Raw genomic sequence first — 25,324 nt, 5'->3', positions numbered from 1 at the left:
AATAACTTTTATTGCAGGACGTAAAATTTATTAAAATTATAAGAAAGATAAAAGGTTATCATGGATGTTTAGAAAATTATTTTTATTTATATTTCTCTGTTCGCTTTCTACAGCTGCATTTTCTTTGGATCATTATAAAATGGTGTTTGATGATATAAAGGAAGGAAAAGAAGCTAAAATTCTTAAAGAACTAAATGAAGGCAATACAACAAACCTCAGTTCCCTTTCACAATTAGGTATGAATTATATCGAATTAGCGCATAATTTTAGCTTAAAAAATTGTAAAAAGGTTTACAAAATTAATGAGTTGGTGTCTAGTTGGAAGGATCATTTTGTTTTGACCGAAGATATCTACTATAACGAATATGATGAGGAAAAAGAATATAATGACTCCTTATCATATAGATGTAAAAAAGTAGATTATGCAGACATAAATTATTTTATTAAACCTAAATTAGTGGATAAAGGATTATCACTAATTCGAATAGCAATCCTGAATGGTGATTTAAACGCAGTTAGATTATTAATAGATTTAAAAGATTCAGATAAAATACCATACGGTTATGTCATTAATTTAATTGAATGTTTAAAAACAGATAATGAGATAAATGTTAATCAATATGCATCATTTTTAATTGGGCAAGAGTATCTTACCTCCCCACAGATTGATCCAACAAGCGCATTGCAACAATTTGCTAATGCAACAGATATTGATGATCCATCTTTATCCTATTTTATTGCTTACGCTAAAATTGAAAAGCTAATTGAGGATTTATTAGATAATAAATACAGTTTTAGTGAAGAAGATTATAAACATGAAAACAAAATAATTGATAAAGATACCTTAGAAAATATTCAAGAGAAAGCTTCTCGAGGCAATATAAAATCCCTACTTTATTTGAGCAAATATTATGTAAACGAAGTAAAGCTAAGTAAAGCTTTGATGTATTTTAATCAAGCTTGCTCACTAGCGTCTTCACGAGCATGTGAAATGTATCAGTTACAGTTCAAGCTTTCAGAAAATCGAGAATTTTACACTTTATTAGAAAAATTTGATAAAGATACACTTGATCCTGAAATAGCCATTGCCATTGCTAAATGGTGTGAATCACATAACAAGTATTTAGCTGCAATTTATTTCTATTCACATGTTGCTGATAACAATCCTCAATTATTCCTTCATATAACTGATTTATATCCTAAAACAGAGCTTTTTACCTCCGAAAAAGATGCAGAAATATTGAAAAATTATATCAAGTACGTGAATTATGTTAAAAGTCCTAAAATCATGGAAAAGATTGCTTTCAAGTATGACGATGATTCAAATCTTGATCAAAAAATTTATTGGTTAGAAGCGGCTGCAAATGCGGGTAGTTTTTCATCTAAACAAACATTATCCGAAATGTATATGAAAGGCGATTATGTAACTCAAAATTATGACAAAGCAATTTACTGGCATCAAAGATACTGTTTCGATGAACAAGATGGATATACATGGGGAAGTTGTATTGCTTTAAATAAATTAAAACAAGATCCTCAATTACAACGTGCATTAGATAATGGTGATATGGAGGCCCAGTACAAAGTAGGTTCAATGTTTATTGAACATACAACATTGTATGAAATAGGGGTAGATTTACTTGAAAAAGCAGCCAAACAAGGTCATAGCTCAGCTGAACTGAGACTAATTTTGAATCGTAGTAAACGCAGCGATTTAAACTTTTCTCAATAATATTAAATTGAAAGTAAAATTATTTTATTAAACGGAATTGTTAAGTTAAAAGAGAATAGATTAATAAATGAGTAGAAACTTGCTACTCATTTAGAATAAAATTATATTAATTAAGAAATAGCTTTTAATGCTAATTGCTCATTCTCAGAAACTACTGAATTTTCTGTTTTTGCTAATGAGTTAACTAAAGCTAATCTGTCATTCATCACTTTGATTGCTTCTGAAAAATAGAAAGTTTTATTCATCGCTACAAATGTTGGTTGTGCAATAATACAAAGTGAGGCGTTTTCACCCGCTTCAACAACTAATAAACATACTTTTTGGCCATTCTCTTGCATATTTACGCTAACAACATCAGCTACTTTAGGTTGGTAAAACATTGGCTGTTGAGAAAAATACCAGCTTTTAGGCATTTGTGGCTTTAAAAAATTTGCTGCAACAATTGCATTAATGGATAATTCAATTTTTTGAGAGTCAGTTAACGCCAACGATTGACAGCTATCATAAAACTGATAATAAGCTGTTGCATCATCAACTGAAAAAGAAAACTCATTAAATACATCTGGAATTAATATTTTGCTAGCATAATTACAACGAAATAGCATTTCTGATGAAATTTCAAGCATTAAACTATCATATTCATTATCAAAATACCAACGCCAGCTGTCTGTTGGTCGAAAAGCCATTTTCATTGATATTTCATCCTTTCAAATTGAACTAAATTTGAACAAAATATATCATGATTTATATAAAAAATAAATAAAAATTTAAAATAAGAAAATTTTAATTATTTAATTTTTAAAAATTTTATGTCGATCCACTCAAGATCAAAATGATCTAAGTTAGATCTAAATTTAGATCTTAATGATCCTTTCGGATCAAATTTAATTTTAATGAAAATAGCATGTATATATAATTATAAATAACAAATTTTTAGCATAAAAAAAGGTGCTATTTAGCACCTTTTTATAATCAGTTAATAGAATTAACTTGCAACATTAATACGTTTCATATCAGTCATATAGCTACGAAGTTTACGTCCAATAACTTCGATTGGATGATGACGAATAGCTTCATTAACATCACGTAGTTGTGCGTTATCAACACTTCCTTCAGGGATTGCTTTCCCTAAATCACCAGCTTGTAACATTGGCATAAATTTCTCTTTTAATAATGGTACAGCAGCATTAGCAAATAAATAGTTACCATATTCAGCGGTATCTGAAATAACAACATTCATTTCATACAGACGTTTACGGGCAATAGTATTTGCGATAAGTGGTAATTCGTGTAATGATTCATAATAAGCTGATTCAGGTAAAATTCCAGACTCAAGCATGGTTTCAAATGCTAGTTCAACACCAGCTTTAACCATAGCAACCATTACAACTCCTTGATCGAAATAAGCTTGTTCATCAATCTTACCTTGGTATTCTGCCGCTTTTTCAAATGCAGTTTCACCTGTTTCTTTACGCCATTTCAATAAGTTAACATCATCGTTAGCCCAATCTTTCATCATAGTAGATGAAAACTCACCAGAAATAATGTCATCCATATGTTTACGATAAAGATCGGTCATAATTACTTTTAATTCTTTAGCTAACGCATTAGCGCGTAACTTAGCTGGATTTGATAAACGATCCATCATTAAGGTAATACCACCTTGTTTTAATGCTTCAGTGATCGTTTCCCAACCAAATTGTAATAATTTACACGCATATGCTGGATCTACGCCATCAGCAACCAATTTATCAAAGCAAAGTAATGATCCAGTTTGTAACATACCACATAAAATAGTTTGTTCACCCATTAGATCTGATTTAACTTCAGCAACAAAAGAAGATTGTAACACACCGGCACGATGACCACCTGTTGCTGCCGCCCATGCTTTAGCAATTGCTAGACCTTCACCTTTCGGATCGTTTTCTGGATGTACAGCGATCAAGGTTGGTACACCAAATCCACGTTTATATTCTTCACGAACTTCTGTTCCTGGACATTTTGGCGCAACCATAACGACAGTAATATCTGGTCGGATTTTTTCACCAACTTCAACGATATTAAAACCATGTGAGTAACCTAATGCCGCATCTTTTTTCATTAATGGTTGTACAGCTTGTACCACAGCAGAATGTTGTTTATCTGGAGTAAGGTTGATAACCAAATCAGCTGTTGGGATTAATTCTTCATAAGTTCCTACTTTAAAACCATTCTCAGTAGCTTTTTTCCATGATGCTCTTTTTTCATCAATAGCTTCTTTACGTAATGCATAAGCAATATCTAAACCAGAATCACGCATATTTAGCCCTTGGTTAAGACCTTGTGCACCACAACCTACGATGACAATTTTTTTACCTTTTAAAAAATTAGCTTCTGATGCAAATTCATCGCGCGCCATAAAACGACATTGACCTAATTGTTCTAATTTTTCGCGTAAATTTAGTGTATTAAAATAATTTGACATTATTCTCTCCATGAGTTGAATTTCTGATAATTAAGTTGTATGCACTATACCGTAAAAGCATAATTGCGGAAATTGATATATTTAGAATATTATGTTGCATAAATTGCAATATACTTGCTAAGTTAACTACTTTCTTTTACTCTAAGCCACCCCAGATAACTTAACCATTTATTTATTATGGATACTCGTTACAAGCAAGCTAATAAAGAAGCAAAACTTTCATTGCTACTGACTATCATTTACTTCGCTGCATGGGTAATTACTGCTTATATTGTCAAAAATCAAACCGGATTTTTGGGTTTACCATTATGGTTTGAACTATCCTGTATATTTGTACCATTGGGTTTTATCTTGTTGTGTTTTGTTATAGTAAAAAAACAATTTAAAAATATTCCACTAGAATAGGCCATTAAACCGTGCAATTAGATATTATTATTCCTCTTGTTATTTATCTTATATTTGTATTTGCATTATCAATTTATGCATATGCAAAACGAAAAAAAGTAAACCAATTTACTGATTATTTTATTGGTAATCGGACTATGGGCGGTTTTTTACTGGCAATGACTTTAGCTGCAACTTATATTAGTGCCAGTTCTTTTATCGGTGGTCCAGGTGCTGCTTATAAATATGGTCTCGGTTGGGTTCTGTTGTCGATGATTCAAGTTCCAACCGTATTATTATCACTTGGTATTCTTGGCAAAAAATTCGCAATTTTAGCGCGTAAATACAATGCAATAACGCTAAGTGATATGCTCTATTCTCATTATAAAAGCAAACTAATTGTATGTTTTGCCAGTATTGCGCTTATTGCGGCTTTTATTGGTGCTATGACCGTACAATTTGTCGGTGGAGCCCGATTACTACAATCATCTGTAGGTATTCCCTATGATATAGGATTACTTATTTTTGGTATTGGTACAGTAATTTACACAGCTTTTGGCGGATTTAGAGCCAGCATATTAAATGATGCATTTCAAGGGTTGGTAATGATGATTGGCGCCATTTTGTTATTATTTGCCATTATTTATGCTGGCGGTGGCATTACAAATATAGTTGATCGTTTAAATCAGATCGATCCTGCTTTATTAACACCTCAAGGCCCTGACAATTTTATGGACTTTCCATTTATGGCATCATTTTGGGTTTTAGTCTGTTTTGGAGTTGTTGGTTTACCTCATACCGCTGTTCGTTGTATGGCTTATAAAGATAGTAAGGCTGTTCATCAAGGCATTATTATTGGTACTGCTGTTGTGACAATCATTATGTTAACAATGCATCTATCTGGCGCACTTGGAAGAGCAATAATAAGTGATTTAACTATTCCAGACCAAATTGTACCAACATTAATTATAAAGGTTTTACCACCTTTAGCCGCAGGAATTTTTTTGGCAGCGCCATTATCAGCAATTATGTCCACTATTAATGCACAATTATTACAAGTTTCATCTGTAATTATTAAAGACCTGTTCTTAACGATGAGACCAAATACTAAATTTAGTGATAAAATGCTTACTCGCATATCAATTATCATCACCTTTATTTTTGGTGGTTTATTAATTGTCGCTGCATGGAACCCACCAGAAATGATCATATGGCTTAATTTATTAGCTTTTGGTGGACTTGAAGCAGTATTCTTATGGCCTCTAGTACTAGGATTATATTGGAAAAAAGCTAATTCAACAGGTGCTTTTTGCTCGATGTTTGCTGGTGCTATAAGCTACACATTACTTGCTGTTTATAACATTAAAATTTATGCTTTCCATCCAATAGTGCCATCATTACTTATTGGATTAGTTATATTTATTATTGCCAATCATTTTGGCCAGACGGGAAAATATTATGCCTTGGATTCAACTCAGAATTAACACAACTAGTGATTTAGCTGAAAGTATTAGCGAACAATTAGAAGAATCAGGGGCAGTGTCAGTCACTTTTCAAGATACTTTTGATAACCCTGTTTTTGAACCTTTACCTGGTGAAACAAAACTTTGGGGGAATACCGATGTTGTCGGATTATATGATGCTGAAACAGATATTGACGAGTTAAAATCAATTTTAAATCTTGAGCAATATTCTTATAAAATCGAACAATTGGAAGATAAAGACTGGGAACGAGAATGGATGGATAATTTCCATCCAATGCAATTTGGTAAACGATTGTGGATTTGCCCTAGCTGGCGTGAAATACCCGATCCTAATGCGGTTAATGTAATGTTGGATCCGGGTTTAGCTTTCGGTACAGGTACTCATCCTACGACGGCTTTATGTTTAACTTGGCTAGACAGTCTCGATCTTAATAACAAAATTGTGATCGATTATGGATGTGGTTCAGGTATTTTAGCCATTGCTGCGTTAAAATTAGGTGCAGCAAGAGTTATAGGCATTGATATTGATCCTCAAGCGATCCAAGCAAGTCATGACAATGCTGAACGTAACAAAGTAAGTGAAAAGATTGAGCTTTATTTAGCAAAAGATATTCCAAATAATTTACAAGCTGATGTGGTAGTAGCTAACATTTTGGCAGGCCCATTGAAAGAACTTAAACCCCAGATTAGTAAATTAGTAAAGCCATCAGGAGAACTTGGACTATCTGGAATTTTAGCTAATCAATCGCAAAGCGTATATGACGCATATCAAACTGAGTTTGTCCTTGATCCGGTTATTGAACAGGATGAATGGTGCCGTATAACCGGTAAAAAATTATAAAAAATTAACATTACCCCTTTTAACTTCGAGAAAAAATGCGTAATATAGCCGGCCTTAATTCGCTTAGTATCGGCAAGGTCAATTTGAAAAATAATCTGATTGCTGCTCCAATGGCAGGAATCAGTGATAAACCATTTCGGAATTTATGTCACCGCTTTGGTGCTGGGATGACTGTCTCTGAAATGTTTTTAGCAAATTCTGATGTTTGGCATACTGATAAATCAGCATTAAGAATGATTTCAAATGATGATGTCGGTATACGTGCAGTTCAAATAGTTGGCTCAGACCCCGACGAAATGGCGAGAGCGGCTGAATTTAACGTCAAACATGGAGCTCAGTTAATTGACATCAATATGGGGTGTCCGGCTAAAAAGGTGAATAAAAAATTAGCTGGCTCTGCTTTAATGCAGTATCCAGAGCTAATAAAAACTATTTTGCAGAAAGTTGTTGGTGCTGTTGATGTACCAGTAACATTAAAAACTCGGACTGGATGGGATAAAAATAATAGAAATTGCATTGAAATCGCACAAATTGCGCAAGATTGTGGCATAAAGGCCATTACTATTCATGGGCGAAGTCGTGCATGCTTATTCAATGGGAAGGCTGAATATGAATCCATTAAAGCAGTTAAAGAAAAGGTAACTATTCCGGTAATTGCAAATGGTGATATTTGTACCCCAGAACAAGCAAAAGATGTTTTTAAATATACGCAAGCTGATGGTATAATGATCGGCCGAGCGGCACAAGGGCGACCTTGGATATTTGAAGAAATTGCATTCTATTTAACACACGGACAGTTAAAGAAAAATAAGTCAATTGATGAAGTTGAGCAAATAGTGTTAACACACCTTGAAGAACTTTATCAATTCTATGGAGAATACAAAGGATTACGGATTGCCAGAAAGCATGTAAATTGGTATACCAAGAACTATGCTGACAGCGATCAATTCAGGCGCTTATTTAGTGTACTTAGCAATTCATGTGAGCAAGTAAAAACACTAAAAGCATTTTTTAGTCAAATTAGAAACAAATAAAAGAGTTAAATATACTATGTCAGAACAACGCGTTACAGCTGCAGCACTTAAATTTACAACTGTAAACTCACAAGACCAAATAACACAAAAACCTTTGCGAGATTCGGTAAAACAAGCTTTAAAAAACTATTTATCACAATTAAATGGTGAAGATCCTACTGATCTATATGAATTAGTGTTAGCTGAAGTTGAACACCCATTCCTTGATATGGTTATGCAATATACTCGTGGCAATCAAACTCGAGCAGCAAATATGCTTGGTATCAACCGTGGTACTCTACGCAAAAAATTAAAACAATATGGAATGAGTTAGTCTAAATCTCTAAAACCATATTATAGGATTATTTAAAAGCGTCTTCTTTGGAGGACGCTTTTTTTGTTCTCAATATATCAATTAGATGTTATTTACGCTGAAAAACGTTTAATTAATGTAGGAGTTAAAGTCAATATTTGTCGCGACTCTTGAGGATTTTGAATACGATTTAGTAAAGTTTCGACTGCTAACTGGCCTAATTCTTCTTTTGGTTGATGGATAGTTGTCAAAGAAGGAGTCATGTATTGCGCAATTTCAATATCATCATAACCAATAATAGCGATATCTTTGCCAACTTCAAGACCATTTCGATATAGAGTTTGGTAAGCACCAATTGCCATGGCATCATTAAAACAAAATACCGCTTCCGGCGGAATCGGTAAATCTAATAATTGCTGCATAGCAATTACGCCAGATGAAAAGTGAAAATCCCCTTGTACTTCATAGCCGTCAAGTATGGTTATATTAGCGGCTTGCAGAGCATTTCTAAAGCCTTTTAAACGCAATTGAGATTGGTTATTATTCAATGGCCCAGTAATACAAGCAATCTTTTTATAATTTTGTTCAATGAGATAATTGGTAGCTAAAGTAGCACCATATAAAGAATGATCCTTTATAATATCATAAAGAGCACTAAATGGTGTCCGGTCCACCATAACTATGGCAAGTTTAGGATATTTAGTGAATATCTGTTGTGGGATTGGCTGAGTTTCAGTACACATTGTTAGTAAACCATCAACACGTTTTTGTAATAAATGTTCAATATTAATTAACATTCGTTGCTGGTCACCTTCGGTATGACATAATATTAAATTATACCCCAGCCTATAACAACATCTCTCAACGCCCTGCACTATTTCTGAAAAGAAGGGGTTATTACTTGCTGTTACTACCATACCAATAGTAAATGTTTTATTACTTTTTAAACTTCGAGCAATGGCTGAAGGTGTATAATTTAGTTGTTTGATTGCCAATTCAACTTTTTTGCGAATAGTTGGACTAACATAACGGTCATTATTAATGACATGAGAGACAGTTGATGTCGATACTTTCGCAAAATTTGCGATATCCTTCATAGTTGCCAAGTCGAAACTACCTATTTACTTTGTTGTTCAAGAAACTCTTCTACTTCATTTCGAGATGGTACTGCTGTTTGAGCTCCCGGTTTCGTAACTGATAATGCACCAGCTGCATGGGCATATTTAATCGCTTGTTCTAAAGTTTTACCTTCTAACAACGCGGTAACTAACATACCATTGAAAGTATCACCTGCACCAATAGTATCAATTGCTTTGACTTTAAATCCAGCAATGATTGCCCCTTGTTGTGCAGAACTTACCCAGGCACCTTTACAGCCTAAAGTAATAATAACCGTTTCGATACCTTTTTTATGTAAAAAAATCGCAGCTTGCTCGGCATCTTTTTCCGTTAAAACTTTAATACCTGTTAAGTATTCAGCTTCAGTTTCATTAGGGGTAATAATATCAATGTGTTTAAGTAAATCATCTGATAATTTTTGTGCTGGAGCCGGATTTAAAATAACTTGAGTCTGATGTTGTTTAGCCAATTTTGCTGCTTGTTCAATTGTTGCCAACGGTGTTTCCAATTGCATTAAAATAGCATCAGCATTGATAATATCTTCTTTATATTTAAGTAAATATTCTGTAGTAACTTGTGCATTTGCACCAGCATGGATAGCAATTTGATTTTCACCTTGTGCATTAACTAAAATCAAAGCTACCCCAGTATTTTGCCCTTCAATACAAGCTACTGAACAAGTATTAATATTATCATTGTTAAGCTGCTGTTTAATTTTGTTACCTAGTTCATCATTTCCGACAGCAGCAATAAATTGAATATTTGCACCCAATCGACCTGCTGCAACAGCTTGGTTTGCCCCCTTACCACCAAAAGAAATTTTATAGTTTGATCCTGATAATGTTTCACCCGGTTTAGGAAACTTAGGAACATTTAAAATATGATCAACATTAACACTACCTAAGACAATCAATTTTTTACGTTTCATTTATCTAATTCCTAATTAAATAGGACGTTTATCACGTCCTATACTAATCTATTTACTAATTAATTTTAACTCCACAGGAATACTCGGACTGACTTTTTCACCTTTTATAACTTTATCAGCGATTTCGACCCCAATTGCGCCAATTTTATCGGGTTGTTGTGCCACAGTTGCAGCTAATTTACCGCGTTCTACAGATTTGATACCATCATCAGTACCATCGAATCCAACGATCAAAATGTCAGTTCGACCAGCGGTTTGAATCGCTCGCATTGCACCTAATGCCATTTCATCATTTTCTGCAAATACAGCTTGAACAGTGGGATAAGCCGTTAATAAATTTTGCATAACATTCATACCTTTAGCTCTATCAAAATCCGCAGGCTGTGCAGTTAAAATGGTAAAATTATTTTCTTGTTGTGATTGATTAAATCCTTCACCTCTTTCACGTGAAGCCGAAGTACCTACAATTCCTTGTAGTTGAATGACTTTTGCCTGTTTACCTAACTTATTAACAATAAAATCACCAGCCATTTTACCGCCAGCAACATTGTCTGATGCTATATGGCTAACTACCTCACCTTTCACTGAACCACGGTCAAGGGTTATAACAGGAATATTTGCTTTGTTAGCCGCTAGAACAGCGTTACCAACTGCTTCCGAATCTGTCGGATTAATTAAAATAATCTTTGTTCCTTTAACAATTGTATCTTCAACATTTGCTAACTCTTTGGCGGGATTATTTTGGGAATCTAACACTACTAAATCGTAACCTAGTTCATTAGCTTTTTTTACGGCTCCCTCTTTTAAAGTAACAAAAAATGGATTGTTTAGCGTGGATATTATTAAAGCAATATTCTCTTTTGCCGAAGCTTGAAAGACAAATAAAAAACTTATTAATACAGCAATGTACTTATTTAATCTCATAACTTTCTCCTAGCTACTTTTATTAAAAAAATTACTTATTAGTTTTTTTATCAACTAAAACCGCAAGTAATATGACGCCACCTTTGACTATCATTTGATAATACGCATCGACCCCTAACATATTTAAGCCATTATTCAAAAAACCTAGAATTAATGCACCGATTAGGGTCCCAATAATTTTACCGCGCCCTCCTGACATACTTGTGCCGCCAAGAACAACAGCAGCAATTGCATCCATCTCGTAACCAGTTCCTGCTGTAGGTTGAGCTGAGGACAATCTTGAAACCTCAATTGTACTGGCAACAGCACACAGTAAACCACTCATCGCATAAACAATAATTTTCACCTTATCAACATTGATACCTGATAATTGTGTTGCTGATTCGTTACCGCCAAGGGCATAAATATAGCGACCTAAACGCGTATATTTCAACAAATACCATGCCGCGGCAAACACAACCAACATAATGATAATTGGTACTGGAATACCGAATACTCGACCAAATGCGATCCATTCAAAAATTTCGGAATTATCATTAGTACCAATAGAAATTGGACTTCCTTTTGTATATACCAGTGTTGCACCACGTAATATTAACATCATCACTAATGTTGCAATAAAAGCTTGAAGCTTTCCTTTCGCGATAATGACTCCAGAAAAGGCCCCTAATATTGTACTTAAAATTAAAGCAGTACATATAGCAATAAATGGGGAAATGTCGGCACCAATCATCGATGCGGTCACAGCGCCCGCTAGTGCAAATATCGAGCCAACTGTAAGATCAATACCGGATGTTAGAATGACTAAAGTCATTCCAACCGCAATAATGGCGTTAATTGAGGTTTGCTGCAAAATATTAAAAATATTATTTAACGTGAAAAAGTTATCACTTAAACATGAAACGATTAAGATTAATACCAGTAACGTTATTAATGACTTCTGCTCAACTAATACATTTTTGAGCGTTTTATTTTGCAGCATCAGATTTCTCCTGTATTTTTCCTACGGCAGCGGCCATAAGTTTTTCTTGTGTTGCTTCATTAATAGTAAAATTTCCGGTTACTTTTCCTTCATGAATAACTAAAATACGATCACTCATGCCAAGAATTTCGGGCATGTCGGACGAAACTAAGATAACACTTAATCCTTGTTGTTTGAATTGATTGATCAGTTGATAAATTTCCTTTTTAGCGCCAACATCAACACCTCTGGTTGGTTCATCCAAAATTAATATGCTTGGACGTGTCATTAATCCTTTAGCAATAGCAACTTTTTGTTGATTACCACCTGATAATAAACCTATAGTTTGATTAATTGATGGGGTTTTAATATTGAATAGTCCCACATAATCATCAACCGCTCGTCGTTCATTTTTTAGTTTTAACTGTTTAAATTGATTAACAAAATAACCAAGGGAGTTGAGTGACATATTATCTTTAACTGACATGCCTAAAATTAATCCATCTCTTTTGCGGTCTTCAGAGATATAAACAATGCCGTTCATTAAACCATCTTTTGGCGAACGTGTTTTAATGGCTTTGCCATTTAAAGTTATTGTTCCTGATTTAGCGGGATTTGCGCCATAAATCATCTTCATCAACTCGGTTCGTCCAGCCCCCATAAGACCAGAGATACCTAATATTTCTCCTTCATGAAGAGAAAAACTAACATCATTCACACCATCACCAATAAGGTGGTTAACCTGTAACGTGATATTTCCTTTTTCCATTTCGATGCGTGGATATTGTTCTTCAAGCTTACGACCCACCATCATCTCAATTAAACTATCTTCATCCAATTGAGTGATCTTCTTTTCCCCCACAAATTGACCATCACGTAATACGGTTACTGCATCGCAAATTTGAAAGATTTCTTTTAGACGATGAGAGATATAGACAATGCCACAATTTTGTTTTTTGAGTTTATTAATGACTTCAAATAATGAAGCGGTTTCTGTATCGGTGAGAGCATCGGTTGGTTCATCCATAATGATAACTTTAGAATCAAAACTTAGCACTTTGGCAATTTCAACCATTTGCTGTTCACCAATCGACAAATCACTAATCAATCTTCGACTGTTATAATTCAAATGCAATTGCGCTAATAATTTATCGGCTTCAGCATAGGTCTTTTGCCAATCAATACAACCGAATTTATTGGTAAATTCTCGACCTAAAAAGATATTTTCGGCGATGGATAATTGCGGTATTAGATTCAATTCTTGATGAATTATACCTATTCCGGCTAATTGCGAAGCTTTGGGACCATTGAAGTTAACTTTACTACCTTGATAAATAATTTCACCAGAATCTTTTTTATATATTCCTGTGAGTACTTTCATTAACGTAGATTTACCCGCGCCATTTTCGCCGATTAAGGCCATAACTTGACCAGCTTTAACAGTCAGATTAGCGCCTGAAAGCGCTTTAACACCGGGAAAAGATTTAGATATATCAGTAAGCTGTAATAAAATATCACTCATAAAATTCCCATTATTTTAATTGTTGTTTTTAAAAAATTACTCCCGACTGTAGAATAATATTCGCGTAAGGTGAACATTCACCAGTCCTAATTACCGCTTTGCATTCGCTGGTTTGCTGTTTTAACATTTCGTGAGTGACATATTCTATATCAATTATATTTTGTTGTGATTCCTCAATTTGTTTAATCTGAGCTAATATTTTTTTATTTATCTCTGGATTATGTTCAAGGATCTCTTCTGCCAGAAGAACTTTTTCAATTTGCATAGATTCAGTTACAGTTTCCAAAACTTGCATAAAAGATGGCACGCCAGATGTCAGCGCCAGATCTATTCTTTCAACATTTTCAGGTATGGGTAAACCTGCATCACCAATAGCAATTTGATCGGTATGTCCCATTTTGGCTAAAGTCTGAACTATTACTGAATTGAACAACTTACTTTTATACATAATGCAATCCTAAGAATAATAATGAAATTGTTTATCGAAACGTTTCGATGAAAGCTTAATCTATCAAGACTAAAGATATAATGAATTAAAACTAAATGAGTTGCAATGAATAAAATATGAATATTTGATACAAATCAATATAATTATTCATTATTAAAATGACATGAACCAATGAAAAAATAGATTGATAATGAACTTTAGTTAAAAGTTTGTTAAAATGATGCGATTTTTAAATTATTTAATCTGGAGAACTCTATGGCAGGTCATAGTAAATGGGCCAATACCAAACACCGCAAAGCAGCTCAAGATGCTAAGCGCGGTAAAATCTTTACCAAAATTATTCGCGAACTTGTAACGGCAGCCAAAATTGGTGGTGGCGATCCAGCGTCTAACCCTCGTCTACGTGCTGCTATGGACAAAGCATTATCTAATAACATGACTCGAGATACCATGAATCGAGCTGTTGCTCGTGGTGTCGGTGGTGAAGATGATACTAATATGGAAACTATCATCTATGAAGGTTATGGACCTGCAGGTACTGCAGTAATGGTTGAATGCTTAAGTGATAACCGAAACCGTACTGTATCTGAAGTTCGTCACGCTTTCACTAAAACTGGCGGTAATCTAGGTACTGACGGCTCAGTATCTTATTTATTTACTAAAAAAGGTGTGATCTCTTATCCTGCAGGCACTGATGAAGATCAAGTAATGGATGCAGCACTTGAAGCTGGTGCTGATGATGTGGTTACTTATGATGATGGTGCAATTGATGTATTTACTACACCTGAATCATTCGGTGAAGTTAAAGATGCACTCGATGCAGCTGGTTTAGTGGCTGAATCCGCTGAAGTTTCAATGATTCCAGCAACCAAAGTTGATCTTGATATTGAGTCTGCACCAAAATTACTACGTCTTATCGATATGCTTGAAGATTGTGATGATGTTCAAGAGGTTTATCATAACGGAGAAGTGTCAGACGAAGTTGCTGCAACACTCTAATGACTATTATTCTGGGTATTGACCCAGGCTCTCGTTTGACGGGTTATGGCGTAATTCGTCAAACGGGACGACAACTCACCTATCTTGGCAGTGGCTGTATTCGCACTGCTGTCGATGACTTACCCACACGTTTGAAACGTGTCTATGCAGGAGTAAGCGAAATCATTCTTCAATTTCAACCGAACATGTTTGCTATTGAACAAGTCTTTATGGCACGTAATGCCGATTCTGCTTTAAAATTGGGTCAAGCACGAGGCTCTGCAATTGTCGCAGCAGTCAATCATGATTTACCCGTTTTTGAATATGCTGCACGCTTGGTCAAACAAAGTGTAGTTGGCACTGGAGCTGCCGACAAAAAACAAGTTCAACATATGGTTAGACTACTATTAAAATTACCTGCAAGTCCTCAAGCAGATGCGGCAGATGCACTAGCTATAGCAATTACCCATGCCCATATGAGTCAACAATTAATCAAATCACGTAAATAATCTAATACTATTCCATATTAACGCCCTGCGTTTATAACTTAAAAACCCCTTTCCTCAACTTTTATCCAACTGTATGAAAACTGTTAAATTAAAATATCAAATAGGCAATCTATTAAAAGTTAGATAAAAAAAAGCACCAATATTATTGGTGCTTTAAATTCATATTAATTATTCATTAACTATTTCTCAGTTTTACCAGTATAGTTAGTTGGCAACACCACTTTATTCTTATGTTTAGTGAATAGTTTAGTTATAAATAAGAAGAATAACGGAACATAGAAAATCGCTAAGAACGTTGCCGTTAACATACCACCAATAACCCCCGTACCTACCGCATTCTGACTTACAGAACCGGCACCACTACTGGTAGCCAGTGGATAAACACCTAGAATAAAGGCAAATGAAGTCATTAAAATTGGGCGTAAGCGTAAGCGACACGCTTCTAATGTTGCATCAATTAATGACTTACCTTCTTTTTCAAGCGCATCTTTAGCAAATTCTACGATCAGAATAGCATTCTTAGCCGATAGACCCATTGTTGTTAATAGACCAACGATAAAGTAGATATCATTATCAAGGCCTCTAAACATAGTTGCATATACAGTACCAATAATACCTAATGGGATAACGAATAAGATAGAAATAGGTACAGTCCAACTTTCATATAATGCAGCTAACGATAGGAACACTACGATAAGTGAGATAATATAAAGTGTTGTCGTTTGTGAACCTGTTTGACGTTCTTGGTAAGAAATATCTGTCCAATCATACGAGAAACCTTTCGGTAAGTTTTTAGATAGTTCTTCCATTATTGCCATAGCTTGTCCTGAACTCATACCTGGTGCAGCGGCTCCACTGACGCCCATGGCTGCAACTCCATCATAACGAACAAGAGATGGCGAACCATAACTCTTAGTTGTAGTGGCAAATGCATCATAAGGAACCATTTCACCTTTTTGATTTTTAACATGCCAAAAGCTGAAATCATCAGGTAACATTCGATAAGCCGAATCTGATTGTAAATAGACTTTTTTAACCCGATTGTTATAAACAAAGTCATCAATATAAGCTGAACCCAATGCTGTTGAAAGTACGGTATTTACGCTACTTACTGCAACACCAAGTGCTTGAGCAGTTTCAAAATCGACATTAATCTTATATTGTGGGACATCTAGCATACTACCTGGACGAACTTGTTGTAGATTAGGATTCTGTGCAGCTTGCCCCAATAATTGGAAAAATGCCCCCATTAGTGCCTCATGGCCAAGTCCAGCGGTATCTTTTAACATGTAAGAAAAACCATTTGCCATACCAAGTGATGGTACAGCCGGTACATTCGTAATAATGACCCGACCTTCAGTAATAGTAGAAGCGAATCCCCAACCACTACCAACTAATGCATCAACTTTTTGATCCGGGCGTTTACGTTCATCCCAATCTTTTAATCGAATAAAGCCAAGTCCCATGTTTTGCCCACGACCAACCATGCTAAAACCTGCAACGGTGAAAATCTCTCTGACTGAATCAGCTTTTTCATTCATATAAAATTGAGAGGTTTTGTTCAATACACCCATGGTTTGTTCTAATGTCGCACCGGGTGGTAACTCAACCATTACAATCAACACCCCCTGATCTTCATTTGGTAAGAAACCAGTTGGTAAACGGTTAAAGCCAAATACTAAGCCAACAACTATCAAGACATAGCAAACAAATGAAATCAGTGGATAACGAATAAACTTAATTACCCCTTTTTCATAGGCATATAAACTTTTGTTATACAAATTATTGAACTTATTGAAAAACCATTTAGTTCCAATTGAAAGCCACGTAAACGGAGGTATGGTTTGTAATTTTTCGCCTAATGTTGTTATCTTAACTTTATTTTTCGATGGTGCTTTTAAAATTTGTGCGCAAAGTGCTGGCGTTAATACAATTGCCATCAATACTGATAAAGCCATTGACGTTACAATTGTGATTGAAAATTGACGATATATCCCCCCTGCAGCACCACCATAAAATGCCATTGGTACGAATACGGCGGATAATACCACCGCAATACCCACTAATGCCGAAGTAATTTGTTCCATCGATTTAACCGTTGCATCATAAGGCGAAAGGCCTTCGTCATGCATAATACGTTCAACGTTTTCAATTACTACGATGGCATCATCGACCAGAAGACCGATGGCCAGCACCATAGCAAACATAGATAACGTATTAATGGTAAATCCAAATATATATAAAACTGCAAAGGTACCTAACAATACTACTGGTACGGTAATAGTTGGAATAAGTGTAGAACGCAGATTTTGTAAAAAGACATACATAACGATAACAACCAATATGATTGCTTCAATTAATGTATGCACAACGTTATTAATCGATAATTTAACAAACGGAGTTGTATCATAAGGATAGGCAAATTTGATATCTTCAGGAAAAATCTGTGATAATTCTTGAATTTTTTGGTCAACTTTTGCTGATGTATCGAGTTGGTTTGCTCCTGTCGCCAAATAAATACCTAAACCAGCTGATGGTTTACCGTCATAACGTGAAAGAAAGTTATAATCAGCAGCACCAATTTCAACATTGGCAACATCTTTTAATAAGATGTTTGAGCCATCTGTGTTAACACGTACTAAAATATTTTGAAATTGCTCAGGTGTTTTTAACCGTGATTGAGCTGTAATAGTTGCATTGAGCTCTTGACCTTCAGTTGCTGGTAAAGCACCTAATTGCCCTGCAGTAACCTGCGCATTTTGTGCTTGAATAGCAGCAATAATTTCTTCAATAGATAAATTAAAATAATTTAGTTTATTAGGATCTAACCAAATACGCATTGCATATTCAGAACCAAATAACTGAGTATCACCGACACCTTGTACACGACGTATCTGATCTTGTACTGTTGAATAAATAAAGTCAGCGATATCTGCTTGTGTTTTTTGAGGATTGGTAGAATAGAAACCAATAACTTTTAAGAAGTTGGTATTATTTTTAGCAACCGATACCCCATTTTTTTGCACGCTTTCTGGCAAACGAGATTTAATACTTTCTACTTTATTTAAGACCTGTACTTGCGCAAAATCAGGGCTAGTGCCGGGAGCAAAAGTCAGAGTGGTTTGTACAACCCCTTGAGCACTACTGGTTGATTTCATATAAATCAAATTATCCAAACCAGTCAAGTTTTGCTCAATCAATTGGGTAACTGTATTCTCAATAGTTTGAGCATCAGCCCCTGGATAAACAGCAGAAACCGTAACAGCTGGTGGTGCGATATCAGGATACTGTTCAACAGCGAGTAGCTTAATACATAAAGCACCGCCCAGCATCATCATGATAGCAATTACCCATGCAAAAACAGGTCTATCAATAAAAAACTTAGCCATAATTAACTCTACCCCTGTTTTATTTCACGCTGCTTTTGATGATATTGTCTAATTGCTCTTGAGAAAGAGTAGCTGGCTTATCTACTACTTGAGCCTTCATTGGTTGCCCCCTTTCTACTGCGGTTAAATTAAGTAAACCGGTAGTAATCACTTGTTCACCAACATCAATGCCACTGGTAACAACCCAATAACCACTGATGCCAGTATAAACTTTAATATCTTGACGATATTCAACTGTATTATCTGGTTTTAAAATCTTAGCTGTATATTGACCTTTTTGGTTACTAGTAATGCCCTGCTGAGGAACTAGTACTGCATTTTTGATAGTACCTAATGTCAATTGTGGTTTTACAAACATCCCCGGTAAAATTTTACCTTCAGCATTTGAAAATTGTGATCGCAGAGTAACTGTTCCAGTCGTTTCATTAACCGTCATATCTGAAAATTTAATATTTCCTGATAGAGCATATTTTGATCCATCATTAAAAAACAATTCAACATTATCGCCTTGAGCTGGTTCATAAATTATATTTTCATCTTGAAGATATTTATTATAACGAGTTGCAGCTTCAGTCATATCAACATAAATTGGATCAAGTTGCTGTACCAAAGCTAATGGAGCAGCTTGCCCTGCTGACACTAATGCCCCCTCCGTGACACTTGATTTACCAATATACCCATCAATTGGCGAGTATACTTTCGTGTAGTCCAAATTAACTTTGGCTGCGTGCTCTGCTGCTTGAGCAACTAAAACACTTGCCTCAGCTTGTTTGGCATCGGCAGCCGCTTTATCATATTCTTGTTGACTGATAGATTTAGTATTCAAAAGTCCAGCATAACGCTTTAAGGTTAGTTGAGCTATATTAGCGTTAGCTTTCGCACTAGCTACACTGGCCACCGCACTATCATAATTCGCTTGATAAATGGCTGGGTCAATTTGATAAAGTGATTGACCAGCTTTAACATTTGAACTTTCTTCAAATTCTCGATTTAGTACAATCCCACTAACCTGTGGTCGGATTTCAGCGATCTGGGAAGCAACGACCCGTCCAGGTAAGTTTATTTTTAGAGTATAGTCTAAAGGTTCAACTTTAAAAACAGTTACCTTTGGTAATTGGCCAGCACCATCTTGTGATTGATTATTATCACAACTTGTTAATAACAATAGACTAGTTAATGCCGCTGGCAGAGTAAGTAATAGCTTATTAAATCTCATATAAAAAAGACCTCGGTAACTTAATAATTATTTTTTAAATAAAAACAATGAATATTATTCAAAAGTGATCGGAGATTTTACAAAAAATATGCATAGATTGTAAGAGTCTTAACGCCTTAATAGCACAGAGTTCTAAAAATTATCTGACTTATTAGCCTTAAAAGCAAATTAATAAAAAAATTCTATTGATAATTATGATTATTGCTAGAAATAAAGTAATATAGACTAATAGTTTTTTTGCGCTGTAATAAGTGAGTATGGATTTAACTTAAATGTAAAAAGTAAAAAAATTTCGTTGTGGTATTTTTTAATCCTTTTTTTTCAATTATATTATTGAATAATTTGAATCTATATTTAATTTAATTCTGAGTGGGTATTATGGATAATTTACGTACTGTTCTAATTGTAGTGGCATCCTTGGTCATCATTGCATTATTAATTCATGGGCTTTGGATCAATAAGAAAGAACGTTCTTCTTTATTTAAGTTAGGCAAAAAAGATAAATTCACAACAAATACTCAGCAATATGAAGACATCTATAATGATGAAGATGATGTGATTTTACTCACGCCAAAAAGCAAAACAAATCAGGACGATGCTAATATTTCTATTAATAAAGCACTAGTAGTAGAAGAAGAACAACTACCCCTTCAAGTTGATCTATTTTCAGATGATGACGAACAACAACCAAAAATCGAAACTAAGGTTTCTAATGAGTCGACTCACGATGTTCAACAGGATATCTTTACTGATGAGCCAATGAAAGAAACTTCTGAAATCGAAAAAACAACCAACGCTAACGAGGATATAAAAACAGATGCTCCTCAACCTGAAGAAAAACTCGAAAAACAAGACAAACTAACAATAGACGATAGTGAAGAAAGCAAAACTGAAATTATTGTATTAAATGTTACTGGCTTAAATGGCAAGGAATTACAAGGTGATATGCTATTAGCTAGCATCATGCAATCAGGATTTCAATTTGGTGATATGCGTATTTTTCATCGCCATGTTGACCCAGCAGGTAATGGGCCGATATTATTTAGTTTAGCAAATATGATTAGTCCGGGGCATCTAGATCCCGAAACTATGCACGAATTTACAACACCAGGTGTATCAATTTTTATGGTTGCACCAACCCATGGAAACAATCAACAAAATTTCAAATTAATGCTACAAACAGCACAACGTATTGCCGATGATGTTAATGGTGTCGTTTTGGATGATGAACATCATATGATGACACCTCAAAAAATCGATAGTTATAAAGAACGCATAAAAAAAGCTTGTAATGAAATTTAAGCTAGCTATTTAAAATTCCTCATTTTTGCTACTATTCCACTAAAAAATTAGTGGAATAGTCTGACTTATATTAGATAATTGACTATATTTAGTAAAATCTGTTGTCCTAAATACAGTTAAATACTATTTTAGTAATAAGCTTAAAAACCTTCTTGATAAATTAAGAGTTTAAAATCATGCCACAATCAAATATAACTGAACATTCAGTAGCGCCATCTAGCTCTAACCAAGATGTAATAACACAGATCTCGACTTTACGTGATCTGATAAGACATCATGAATACTGTTATTATGTGTTAGATGCTCCCGAAATACCCGATGTGGAATATGATAAATTAATTAAACAGCTGCAAAATCTGGAGCTGACTCATCCTGAACTTATTACCCCTGACTCACCAACCCAACGTGTTGGAGGAGCACCATTATCACAGTTTTCGTCGATCAGACATCAATTACCTATGTTATCATTGGATAATGTTTTTGATGAATCGAGTTTTATCGCTTTTAATAAAAGAATAAAAGATCGCTTAGAGCTTGATGAAGAGCAAGCCGTTGAATACTGTTGCGAGTTAAAACTTGATGGATTGGCGGTAAGTCTGTTATATGAAAATGGCCAATTAATTCAAGCTGCTACACGAGGAGATGGAACGACTGGTGAAGATATTACAGCCAACGTTCGAACAATAAAAACTATTCCACTCGTATTGAAGGGTGAGAATATTCCGTCTCGCCTAGAAGTTCGAGGTGAAGTTTTTATGACGCATAAAGGTTTTGCTAAATTAAATGCAGAAGCTGAAAAACGTAACGAAAAAATATTTGCTAACCCTCGTAATGCTGCTGCCGGTTCATTAAGACAGTTAGATCCTAAAATCACGGCTAAAAGACCACTTACTTTTTTCTGTTATGGCGTTGGTATTAATGAAGGAGCAGATTTACCCAATACTCACTATGCAAGACTAATGCAATTTAAAGCTTGGGGCCTACCAGTAAGTGACAAAGTTCAAATTCGCCATGGTGCACAAGAAGCACTAGATTATTTTAAGCAAATTGGTGATCAAAGAATGTCATTAGACTTTGATATCGATGGTGTTGTAATCAAAGTCAATAGCATTACTGAACAAGAACAACTTGGTTTCGTTGCTCGTGCACCTCGTTGGGCTACTGCATTCAAATTTCCAGCACAAGAAGAAGTAACAAAGTTAAATAAAGTTGACTTTCAAGTCGGGCGTACTGGTGCGATAACGCCAGTAGCCAGATTAGAACCAGTATCAGTTGCCGGGGTAATTGTCAGCAATGCCACACTGCATAACAGCGATGAAATCATCCGGTTAGGTATTCGTGAGGGTGATTATGTCACCGTTCGTCGAGCTGGCGATGTTATTCCACAAATTGTCGCAGTAATTAAAGATCGAAGACCTGCTGATACTAAAGAAATTATTTTTCCAACTCACTGCCCGATTTGTGGTTCAATCATTGTCCGTGATGAAGGACAAGCGATATCTCGTTGCGCAGGAGGATTAATTTGTCAAGCACAACGCAAAGAAGCTTTAAAACATTTTGTTTCTCGTCGAGCAATGAATGTCGAAGGTTTAGGCGATAAAATAATTGAACAATTAGTTGATAAAGAATATGTCAAAACACCAGCAGATCTTTATAAACTTACAGTGCCAATTTTATGTTCATTAGATAAAGTTGGTGAAAAGTTAGCCAACAATTTAATGGGCGCATTAGACAAATCAAAAAATACGAGCCTAAATCGATTTATTTTTGCGCTTGGTATTCCTAATGTTGGTGAAGTCACTGCGGAAAATTTAGTTAATCAATTAGGAAATTTAACCGCAATTGAAAACGCATCTTTGGAACAATTACAATCGGTAAATGATATTGGCGCTGTTATTGCAGAAAGTATTATCGACTTCTTTCAAGAACCTCATAACCGCACAGTAATTGATCAGTTAATTAGTGAGGAAATTGGTATACACTGGCCAGATGTTGAAATACAACTGCTAACAACTGACTCACCATTTTCTGACAAAACCGTCGTGTTAACAGGAACTTTATCAATATTAACACGTGACGAAGCAAAAGCTAAATTAAAACAACTTGGTGCTAAAGTAACAGGTAGTGTTTCAAAAAAAACCGACTTTGTAATTGCTGGAGAAGCAGCTGGTTCAAAATTAACCAAAGCTCAAGAACTTGGAATAAAAGTGATTGATGAACAAGAATTGATAAACTTATTAAATCAATGAATATAAAATAGTGGGGTATATTAAGCTAATCAAGCAAAATGGCTTAATCCCAAATTCAAGGAGAAAATTATGCCTTTATTAGACAGTTTTAAAGTTGACCATACCAAAATGAAAGCGCCTTTTGTACGAATAGCCAAAACAATGGTAACCCCAAAAGGCGATGATATTACGGTATTTGATCTTCGCTTTACCATTCCTAATAAAGCACTATTACCTGAAAAAGGTATTCATACCTTAGAGCATTTATTTGCAGGCTTTATGCGTGACCATTTAAACAGTGATAAAGTTGAAATCATTGATATCTCACCAATGGGTTGCCGAACTGGTTTTTATATGAGTTTAATTGGCAAACCAGAAGAGTCTTCAGTTGTTAATGCTTGGTTGCAAGCTATGCATGATGTTATGAATGTAAAATCTCAATCAGAAATTCCTGAATTGAATGAATATCAATGCGGAACCTATACCATGCACTCTTTAGATGAAGCCAAAGCGATTGCTGAAAAAATTATCCAAACTGGAATTGGAATATGCCATAATCAAGACATCGCATTAACCGATGAACAACTAGCCTCCATTAATAATTAGGAAATATTTATGCCAAATGTAGTGATTGATTTTTTAGAAGGACGCACCATTGAACAAAAACGTGAAATGGCAAAACGGGTAACTGATGCCATTGTTGAAACGCTTAACTGTAAACCTGAAGCGGTACAAATTATTATGCATGAAGTCTCAAAAGATCAAATTGCTAATGGTGGCGTACTAAGATGTGACAAAGATTAATAAATTTTTTATTAACAGATAAAAATTAACCTCAAAACCGCTGATAGATTTTGAGGTTAACGATTAAATAATTATAACAACTAAATTAAAAATATGGCAACTCGTATAATTCACCTTTTAAGTGTTAGTGATTACATTGATGTAAATGTAATAAATGCCCCAATTTATTAGCTTTAGTCGCTAAATAATACTCATTGCTCGGGTTTTCTCCCACTTCCAAAGGAACTCGTTCAGTAACATTAATACCTGCTTGCTCAAGAACTTTTATCTTTTCTGGATTATTCGTTAATAATCGAACTTGAGAAACATTTAATAACCTTAGCATATCAGCACACAAAGTAAAATCACGCTCATCAGCAGCAAAACCTAATTGCTCATTTGCCTCAACCGTGTCTAAACCCTGATCTTGAAGCGCATAAGCCCTAATTTTATTTAGCAAACCGATATTACGCCCTTCTTGACGATGATAAATCAAGACACCTTTACCCTCTTTAGCTATCTGCTTCAATGCAGCTTCTAATTGAAAACCACAATCACAACGTAAACTAAATAATGCATCGCCCGTCAAACATTCTGAATGAACACGTGTTAATATTGATGAATGATCATTAATATCACCAAACACTAATGCGACATGATCCTTACCTGTTGCAATTTCTTCAAAACCAACAATAGTAAAACATCCCCAAGGGGTTGGTAGTTTAGCTTGTGCAACATGTTTTAATTGCATTATTATCTCCAAGTTTTGTCACAACATGATTAAGA

At 34.9% G+C, this 25,324-nt stretch carries 23 protein-coding genes; 12 read left to right on the top strand and 11 right to left on the bottom strand.

The window, feature by feature from the left end; all coding sequences use genetic code 11:
- Positions 1 to 64 precede the first annotated feature (64 nt).
- Positions 65 to 1,732: a tetratricopeptide repeat protein gene (locus tag AC5LWZ_RS04840; RefSeq protein WP_493464068.1), complete on the top strand. Its 1,668-nt coding sequence runs from the start codon at positions 65 to 67 to the stop codon at positions 1,730 to 1,732.
- Between the two features lie 110 nt (positions 1,733 to 1,842).
- On the opposite strand, the gene AC5LWZ_RS04835 is transcribed toward AC5LWZ_RS04840, so the two are convergent.
- Both AC5LWZ_RS04835 and ilvC read right to left on the bottom strand, forming a co-directional pair.
- Positions 1,843 to 2,424 carry a cell division protein ZapC gene (locus tag AC5LWZ_RS04835; protein ID WP_198221833.1) on the bottom strand — a complete coding sequence of 194 codons (582 nt, stop codon included), beginning with the start codon at positions 2,422 to 2,424 and terminating at the stop codon, positions 1,843 to 1,845.
- 293 nt (positions 2,425 to 2,717) lie between these two features.
- Positions 2,718 to 4,196 carry a ketol-acid reductoisomerase gene (ilvC, locus tag AC5LWZ_RS04830; RefSeq protein WP_065614117.1) on the bottom strand — a complete coding sequence of 493 codons (1,479 nt, stop codon included), beginning with the start codon at positions 4,194 to 4,196 and terminating at the stop codon, positions 2,718 to 2,720.
- 177 nt (positions 4,197 to 4,373) lie between these two features.
- On the opposite strand from ilvC, the gene AC5LWZ_RS04825 reads away from it, so the two are divergent.
- The 5 genes from AC5LWZ_RS04825 to fis are packed head-to-tail and all read left to right on the top strand — an operon-like array spanning position 4,374 to position 8,252.
- The gene (locus AC5LWZ_RS04825; RefSeq protein WP_294892362.1) at positions 4,374 to 4,601 is read left to right on the top strand and encodes a YhdT family protein; all 228 of its coding nucleotides are present in this window, start codon (positions 4,374 to 4,376) and stop codon (positions 4,599 to 4,601) included.
- Positions 4,602 to 4,612: 11 nt separating this feature from the next.
- Positions 4,613 to 6,064, top strand: coding sequence for a sodium/pantothenate symporter (gene panF, locus AC5LWZ_RS04820; protein WP_493464067.1), 1,452 nt, complete (start codon positions 4,613 to 4,615; stop codon positions 6,062 to 6,064).
- Positions 6,039 to 6,905 carry a 50S ribosomal protein L11 methyltransferase gene (prmA, locus tag AC5LWZ_RS04815; RefSeq protein ID WP_493464066.1) on the top strand — a complete coding sequence of 289 codons (867 nt, stop codon included), beginning with the start codon at positions 6,039 to 6,041 and terminating at the stop codon, positions 6,903 to 6,905. Before panF ends, prmA begins: the two co-directional genes overlap by 26 nt.
- A gap of 35 nt (positions 6,906 to 6,940) precedes the next feature.
- The gene (gene dusB / locus AC5LWZ_RS04810) at positions 6,941 to 7,939 is read left to right on the top strand and encodes a tRNA dihydrouridine synthase DusB (protein WP_110448279.1); all 999 of its coding nucleotides are present in this window, start codon (positions 6,941 to 6,943) and stop codon (positions 7,937 to 7,939) included.
- 16 nt (positions 7,940 to 7,955) lie between these two features.
- The gene (gene fis, locus AC5LWZ_RS04805) at positions 7,956 to 8,252 is read left to right on the top strand and encodes a DNA-binding transcriptional regulator Fis (protein ID WP_034883623.1); all 297 of its coding nucleotides are present in this window, start codon (positions 7,956 to 7,958) and stop codon (positions 8,250 to 8,252) included.
- 92 nt (positions 8,253 to 8,344) lie between these two features.
- Here fis and AC5LWZ_RS04800 read toward each other — a convergent pair whose 3' ends face one another.
- From AC5LWZ_RS04800 to rbsD, 6 genes are read right to left on the bottom strand one after another with little or no spacing between them, the layout of a single operon-like run.
- Entirely contained in the window at positions 8,345 to 9,337 is a 993-nt protein-coding gene (locus AC5LWZ_RS04800) for a substrate-binding domain-containing protein (protein WP_493464065.1), read from the bottom strand.
- Between the two features lie 11 nt (positions 9,338 to 9,348).
- A complete protein-coding gene (gene rbsK / locus AC5LWZ_RS04795; RefSeq protein ID WP_198246961.1) occupies positions 9,349 to 10,278 on the bottom strand; it encodes a ribokinase in 930 nt (309 codons plus the stop codon).
- A 48-nt stretch (positions 10,279 to 10,326) separates the two neighbouring features.
- The gene (rbsB, locus tag AC5LWZ_RS04790) at positions 10,327 to 11,202 is read right to left on the bottom strand and encodes a ribose ABC transporter substrate-binding protein RbsB (protein WP_110448282.1); all 876 of its coding nucleotides are present in this window, start codon (positions 11,200 to 11,202) and stop codon (positions 10,327 to 10,329) included.
- Positions 11,203 to 11,233: 31 nt separating this feature from the next.
- The gene (gene rbsC / locus AC5LWZ_RS04785; RefSeq protein WP_493464064.1) at positions 11,234 to 12,184 is read right to left on the bottom strand and encodes a ribose ABC transporter permease; all 951 of its coding nucleotides are present in this window, start codon (positions 12,182 to 12,184) and stop codon (positions 11,234 to 11,236) included.
- Positions 12,171 to 13,685, bottom strand: a complete 1,515-nt coding sequence (gene rbsA / locus AC5LWZ_RS04780) for a ribose ABC transporter ATP-binding protein RbsA (RefSeq protein ID WP_198221843.1) — start codon at positions 13,683 to 13,685, stop codon at positions 12,171 to 12,173. Before rbsA ends, rbsC begins: the two co-directional genes overlap by 14 nt.
- A gap of 28 nt (positions 13,686 to 13,713) precedes the next feature.
- Positions 13,714 to 14,133, bottom strand: a complete 420-nt coding sequence (gene rbsD, locus AC5LWZ_RS04775) for a D-ribose pyranase (protein WP_110448285.1) — start codon at positions 14,131 to 14,133, stop codon at positions 13,714 to 13,716.
- Between the two features lie 255 nt (positions 14,134 to 14,388).
- Here rbsD and AC5LWZ_RS04770 point away from each other — a divergent pair, with 255 nt between their 5' ends.
- On the top strand, positions 14,389 to 15,132 hold the full coding sequence (locus tag AC5LWZ_RS04770; protein ID WP_110448286.1) for a YebC/PmpR family DNA-binding transcriptional regulator: 744 nt from the start codon (positions 14,389 to 14,391) through the stop codon (positions 15,130 to 15,132).
- Positions 15,132 to 15,620: a crossover junction endodeoxyribonuclease RuvC gene (gene ruvC / locus AC5LWZ_RS04765; RefSeq protein ID WP_110448287.1), complete on the top strand. Its 489-nt coding sequence runs from the start codon at positions 15,132 to 15,134 to the stop codon at positions 15,618 to 15,620. Before AC5LWZ_RS04770 ends, ruvC begins: the two co-directional genes overlap by 1 nt.
- A 179-nt stretch (positions 15,621 to 15,799) precedes the next feature.
- Here the strand turns inward: ruvC and AC5LWZ_RS04760 are convergent, their stop codons facing one another.
- Together AC5LWZ_RS04760 and AC5LWZ_RS04755 are read right to left on the bottom strand one after the other, a co-directional pair.
- Entirely contained in the window at positions 15,800 to 19,009 is a 3,210-nt protein-coding gene (locus AC5LWZ_RS04760) for an efflux RND transporter permease subunit (protein ID WP_198221849.1), read from the bottom strand.
- Between the two features lie 19 nt (positions 19,010 to 19,028).
- Positions 19,029 to 20,225, bottom strand: a complete 1,197-nt coding sequence (locus AC5LWZ_RS04755) for an efflux RND transporter periplasmic adaptor subunit (protein WP_110448289.1) — start codon at positions 20,223 to 20,225, stop codon at positions 19,029 to 19,031.
- 375 nt (positions 20,226 to 20,600) lie between these two features.
- On the opposite strand from AC5LWZ_RS04755, the gene zipA reads away from it, so the two are divergent.
- From zipA to thmT, 4 genes are all read left to right on the top strand, one after another.
- A complete protein-coding gene (gene zipA, locus AC5LWZ_RS04750) occupies positions 20,601 to 21,527 on the top strand; it encodes a cell division protein ZipA (RefSeq protein ID WP_493464175.1) in 927 nt (308 codons plus the stop codon).
- 176 nt (positions 21,528 to 21,703) lie between these two features.
- Positions 21,704 to 23,776 (top strand): NAD-dependent DNA ligase LigA, encoded by a 2,073-nt coding sequence (gene ligA, locus AC5LWZ_RS04745; RefSeq protein WP_493464063.1) that lies wholly within the window; start codon positions 21,704 to 21,706, stop codon positions 23,774 to 23,776.
- A 69-nt stretch (positions 23,777 to 23,845) separates the two neighbouring features.
- Entirely contained in the window at positions 23,846 to 24,361 is a 516-nt protein-coding gene (luxS, locus tag AC5LWZ_RS04740) for an S-ribosylhomocysteine lyase (RefSeq protein ID WP_110448292.1), read from the top strand.
- A 9-nt stretch (positions 24,362 to 24,370) separates the two neighbouring features.
- A complete protein-coding gene (gene thmT, locus AC5LWZ_RS04735) occupies positions 24,371 to 24,559 on the top strand; it encodes a 2-hydroxymuconate tautomerase (protein ID WP_034901609.1) in 189 nt (62 codons plus the stop codon).
- A 124-nt stretch (positions 24,560 to 24,683) separates the two neighbouring features.
- Here thmT and ribA read toward each other — a convergent pair whose 3' ends face one another.
- Positions 24,684 to 25,289: a GTP cyclohydrolase II gene (ribA, locus tag AC5LWZ_RS04730; RefSeq protein WP_493464062.1), complete on the bottom strand. Its 606-nt coding sequence runs from the start codon at positions 25,287 to 25,289 to the stop codon at positions 24,684 to 24,686.
- Positions 25,290 to 25,324: the final 35 nt, after the last annotated feature.

The sequence above is a fragment of the Gilliamella sp. LMG 34362 genome (assembly GCF_984569125.1).
The sequence above is the reverse complement of the archived record's forward strand: the minus strand, read 5'-3'. Positions and strand labels throughout refer to the sequence as shown.

Coding starts and splice junctions, on each gene's coding strand:
- thmT (WP_034901609.1), top strand. CDS start 24,371: ATGCCAAATGTAGTGATTGATTTTTTAGAAGGACGCACCATTGAACAA.
- ribA (WP_493464062.1), bottom strand. CDS start 25,289: ATGCAATTAAAACATGTTGCACAAGCTAAACTACCAACCCCTTGGGGA.
- prmA (WP_493464066.1), top strand. CDS start 6,039: ATGCCTTGGATTCAACTCAGAATTAACACAACTAGTGATTTAGCTGAA.
- rbsK (WP_198246961.1), bottom strand. CDS start 10,278: ATGAAACGTAAAAAATTGATTGTCTTAGGTAGTGTTAATGTTGATCAT.
- AC5LWZ_RS04825 (WP_294892362.1), top strand. CDS start 4,374: ATGGATACTCGTTACAAGCAAGCTAATAAAGAAGCAAAACTTTCATTG.
- rbsD (WP_110448285.1), bottom strand. CDS start 14,133: ATGTATAAAAGTAAGTTGTTCAATTCAGTAATAGTTCAGACTTTAGCC.
- ligA (WP_493464063.1), top strand. CDS start 21,704: ATGCCACAATCAAATATAACTGAACATTCAGTAGCGCCATCTAGCTCT.
- luxS (WP_110448292.1), top strand. CDS start 23,846: ATGCCTTTATTAGACAGTTTTAAAGTTGACCATACCAAAATGAAAGCG.
- rbsC (WP_493464064.1), bottom strand. CDS start 12,184: ATGCTGCAAAATAAAACGCTCAAAAATGTATTAGTTGAGCAGAAGTCA.
- AC5LWZ_RS04760 (WP_198221849.1), bottom strand. CDS start 19,009: ATGGCTAAGTTTTTTATTGATAGACCTGTTTTTGCATGGGTAATTGCT.
- rbsA (WP_198221843.1), bottom strand. CDS start 13,685: ATGAGTGATATTTTATTACAGCTTACTGATATATCTAAATCTTTTCCC.
- AC5LWZ_RS04770 (WP_110448286.1), top strand. CDS start 14,389: ATGGCAGGTCATAGTAAATGGGCCAATACCAAACACCGCAAAGCAGCT.
- ilvC (WP_065614117.1), bottom strand. CDS start 4,196: ATGTCAAATTATTTTAATACACTAAATTTACGCGAAAAATTAGAACAA.
- fis (WP_034883623.1), top strand. CDS start 7,956: ATGTCAGAACAACGCGTTACAGCTGCAGCACTTAAATTTACAACTGTA.
- ruvC (WP_110448287.1), top strand. CDS start 15,132: ATGACTATTATTCTGGGTATTGACCCAGGCTCTCGTTTGACGGGTTAT.
- AC5LWZ_RS04835 (WP_198221833.1), bottom strand. CDS start 2,424: ATGAAAATGGCTTTTCGACCAACAGACAGCTGGCGTTGGTATTTTGAT.
- rbsB (WP_110448282.1), bottom strand. CDS start 11,202: ATGAGATTAAATAAGTACATTGCTGTATTAATAAGTTTTTTATTTGTC.
- AC5LWZ_RS04755 (WP_110448289.1), bottom strand. CDS start 20,225: ATGAGATTTAATAAGCTATTACTTACTCTGCCAGCGGCATTAACTAGT.
- dusB (WP_110448279.1), top strand. CDS start 6,941: ATGCGTAATATAGCCGGCCTTAATTCGCTTAGTATCGGCAAGGTCAAT.
- AC5LWZ_RS04840 (WP_493464068.1), top strand. CDS start 65: ATGTTTAGAAAATTATTTTTATTTATATTTCTCTGTTCGCTTTCTACA.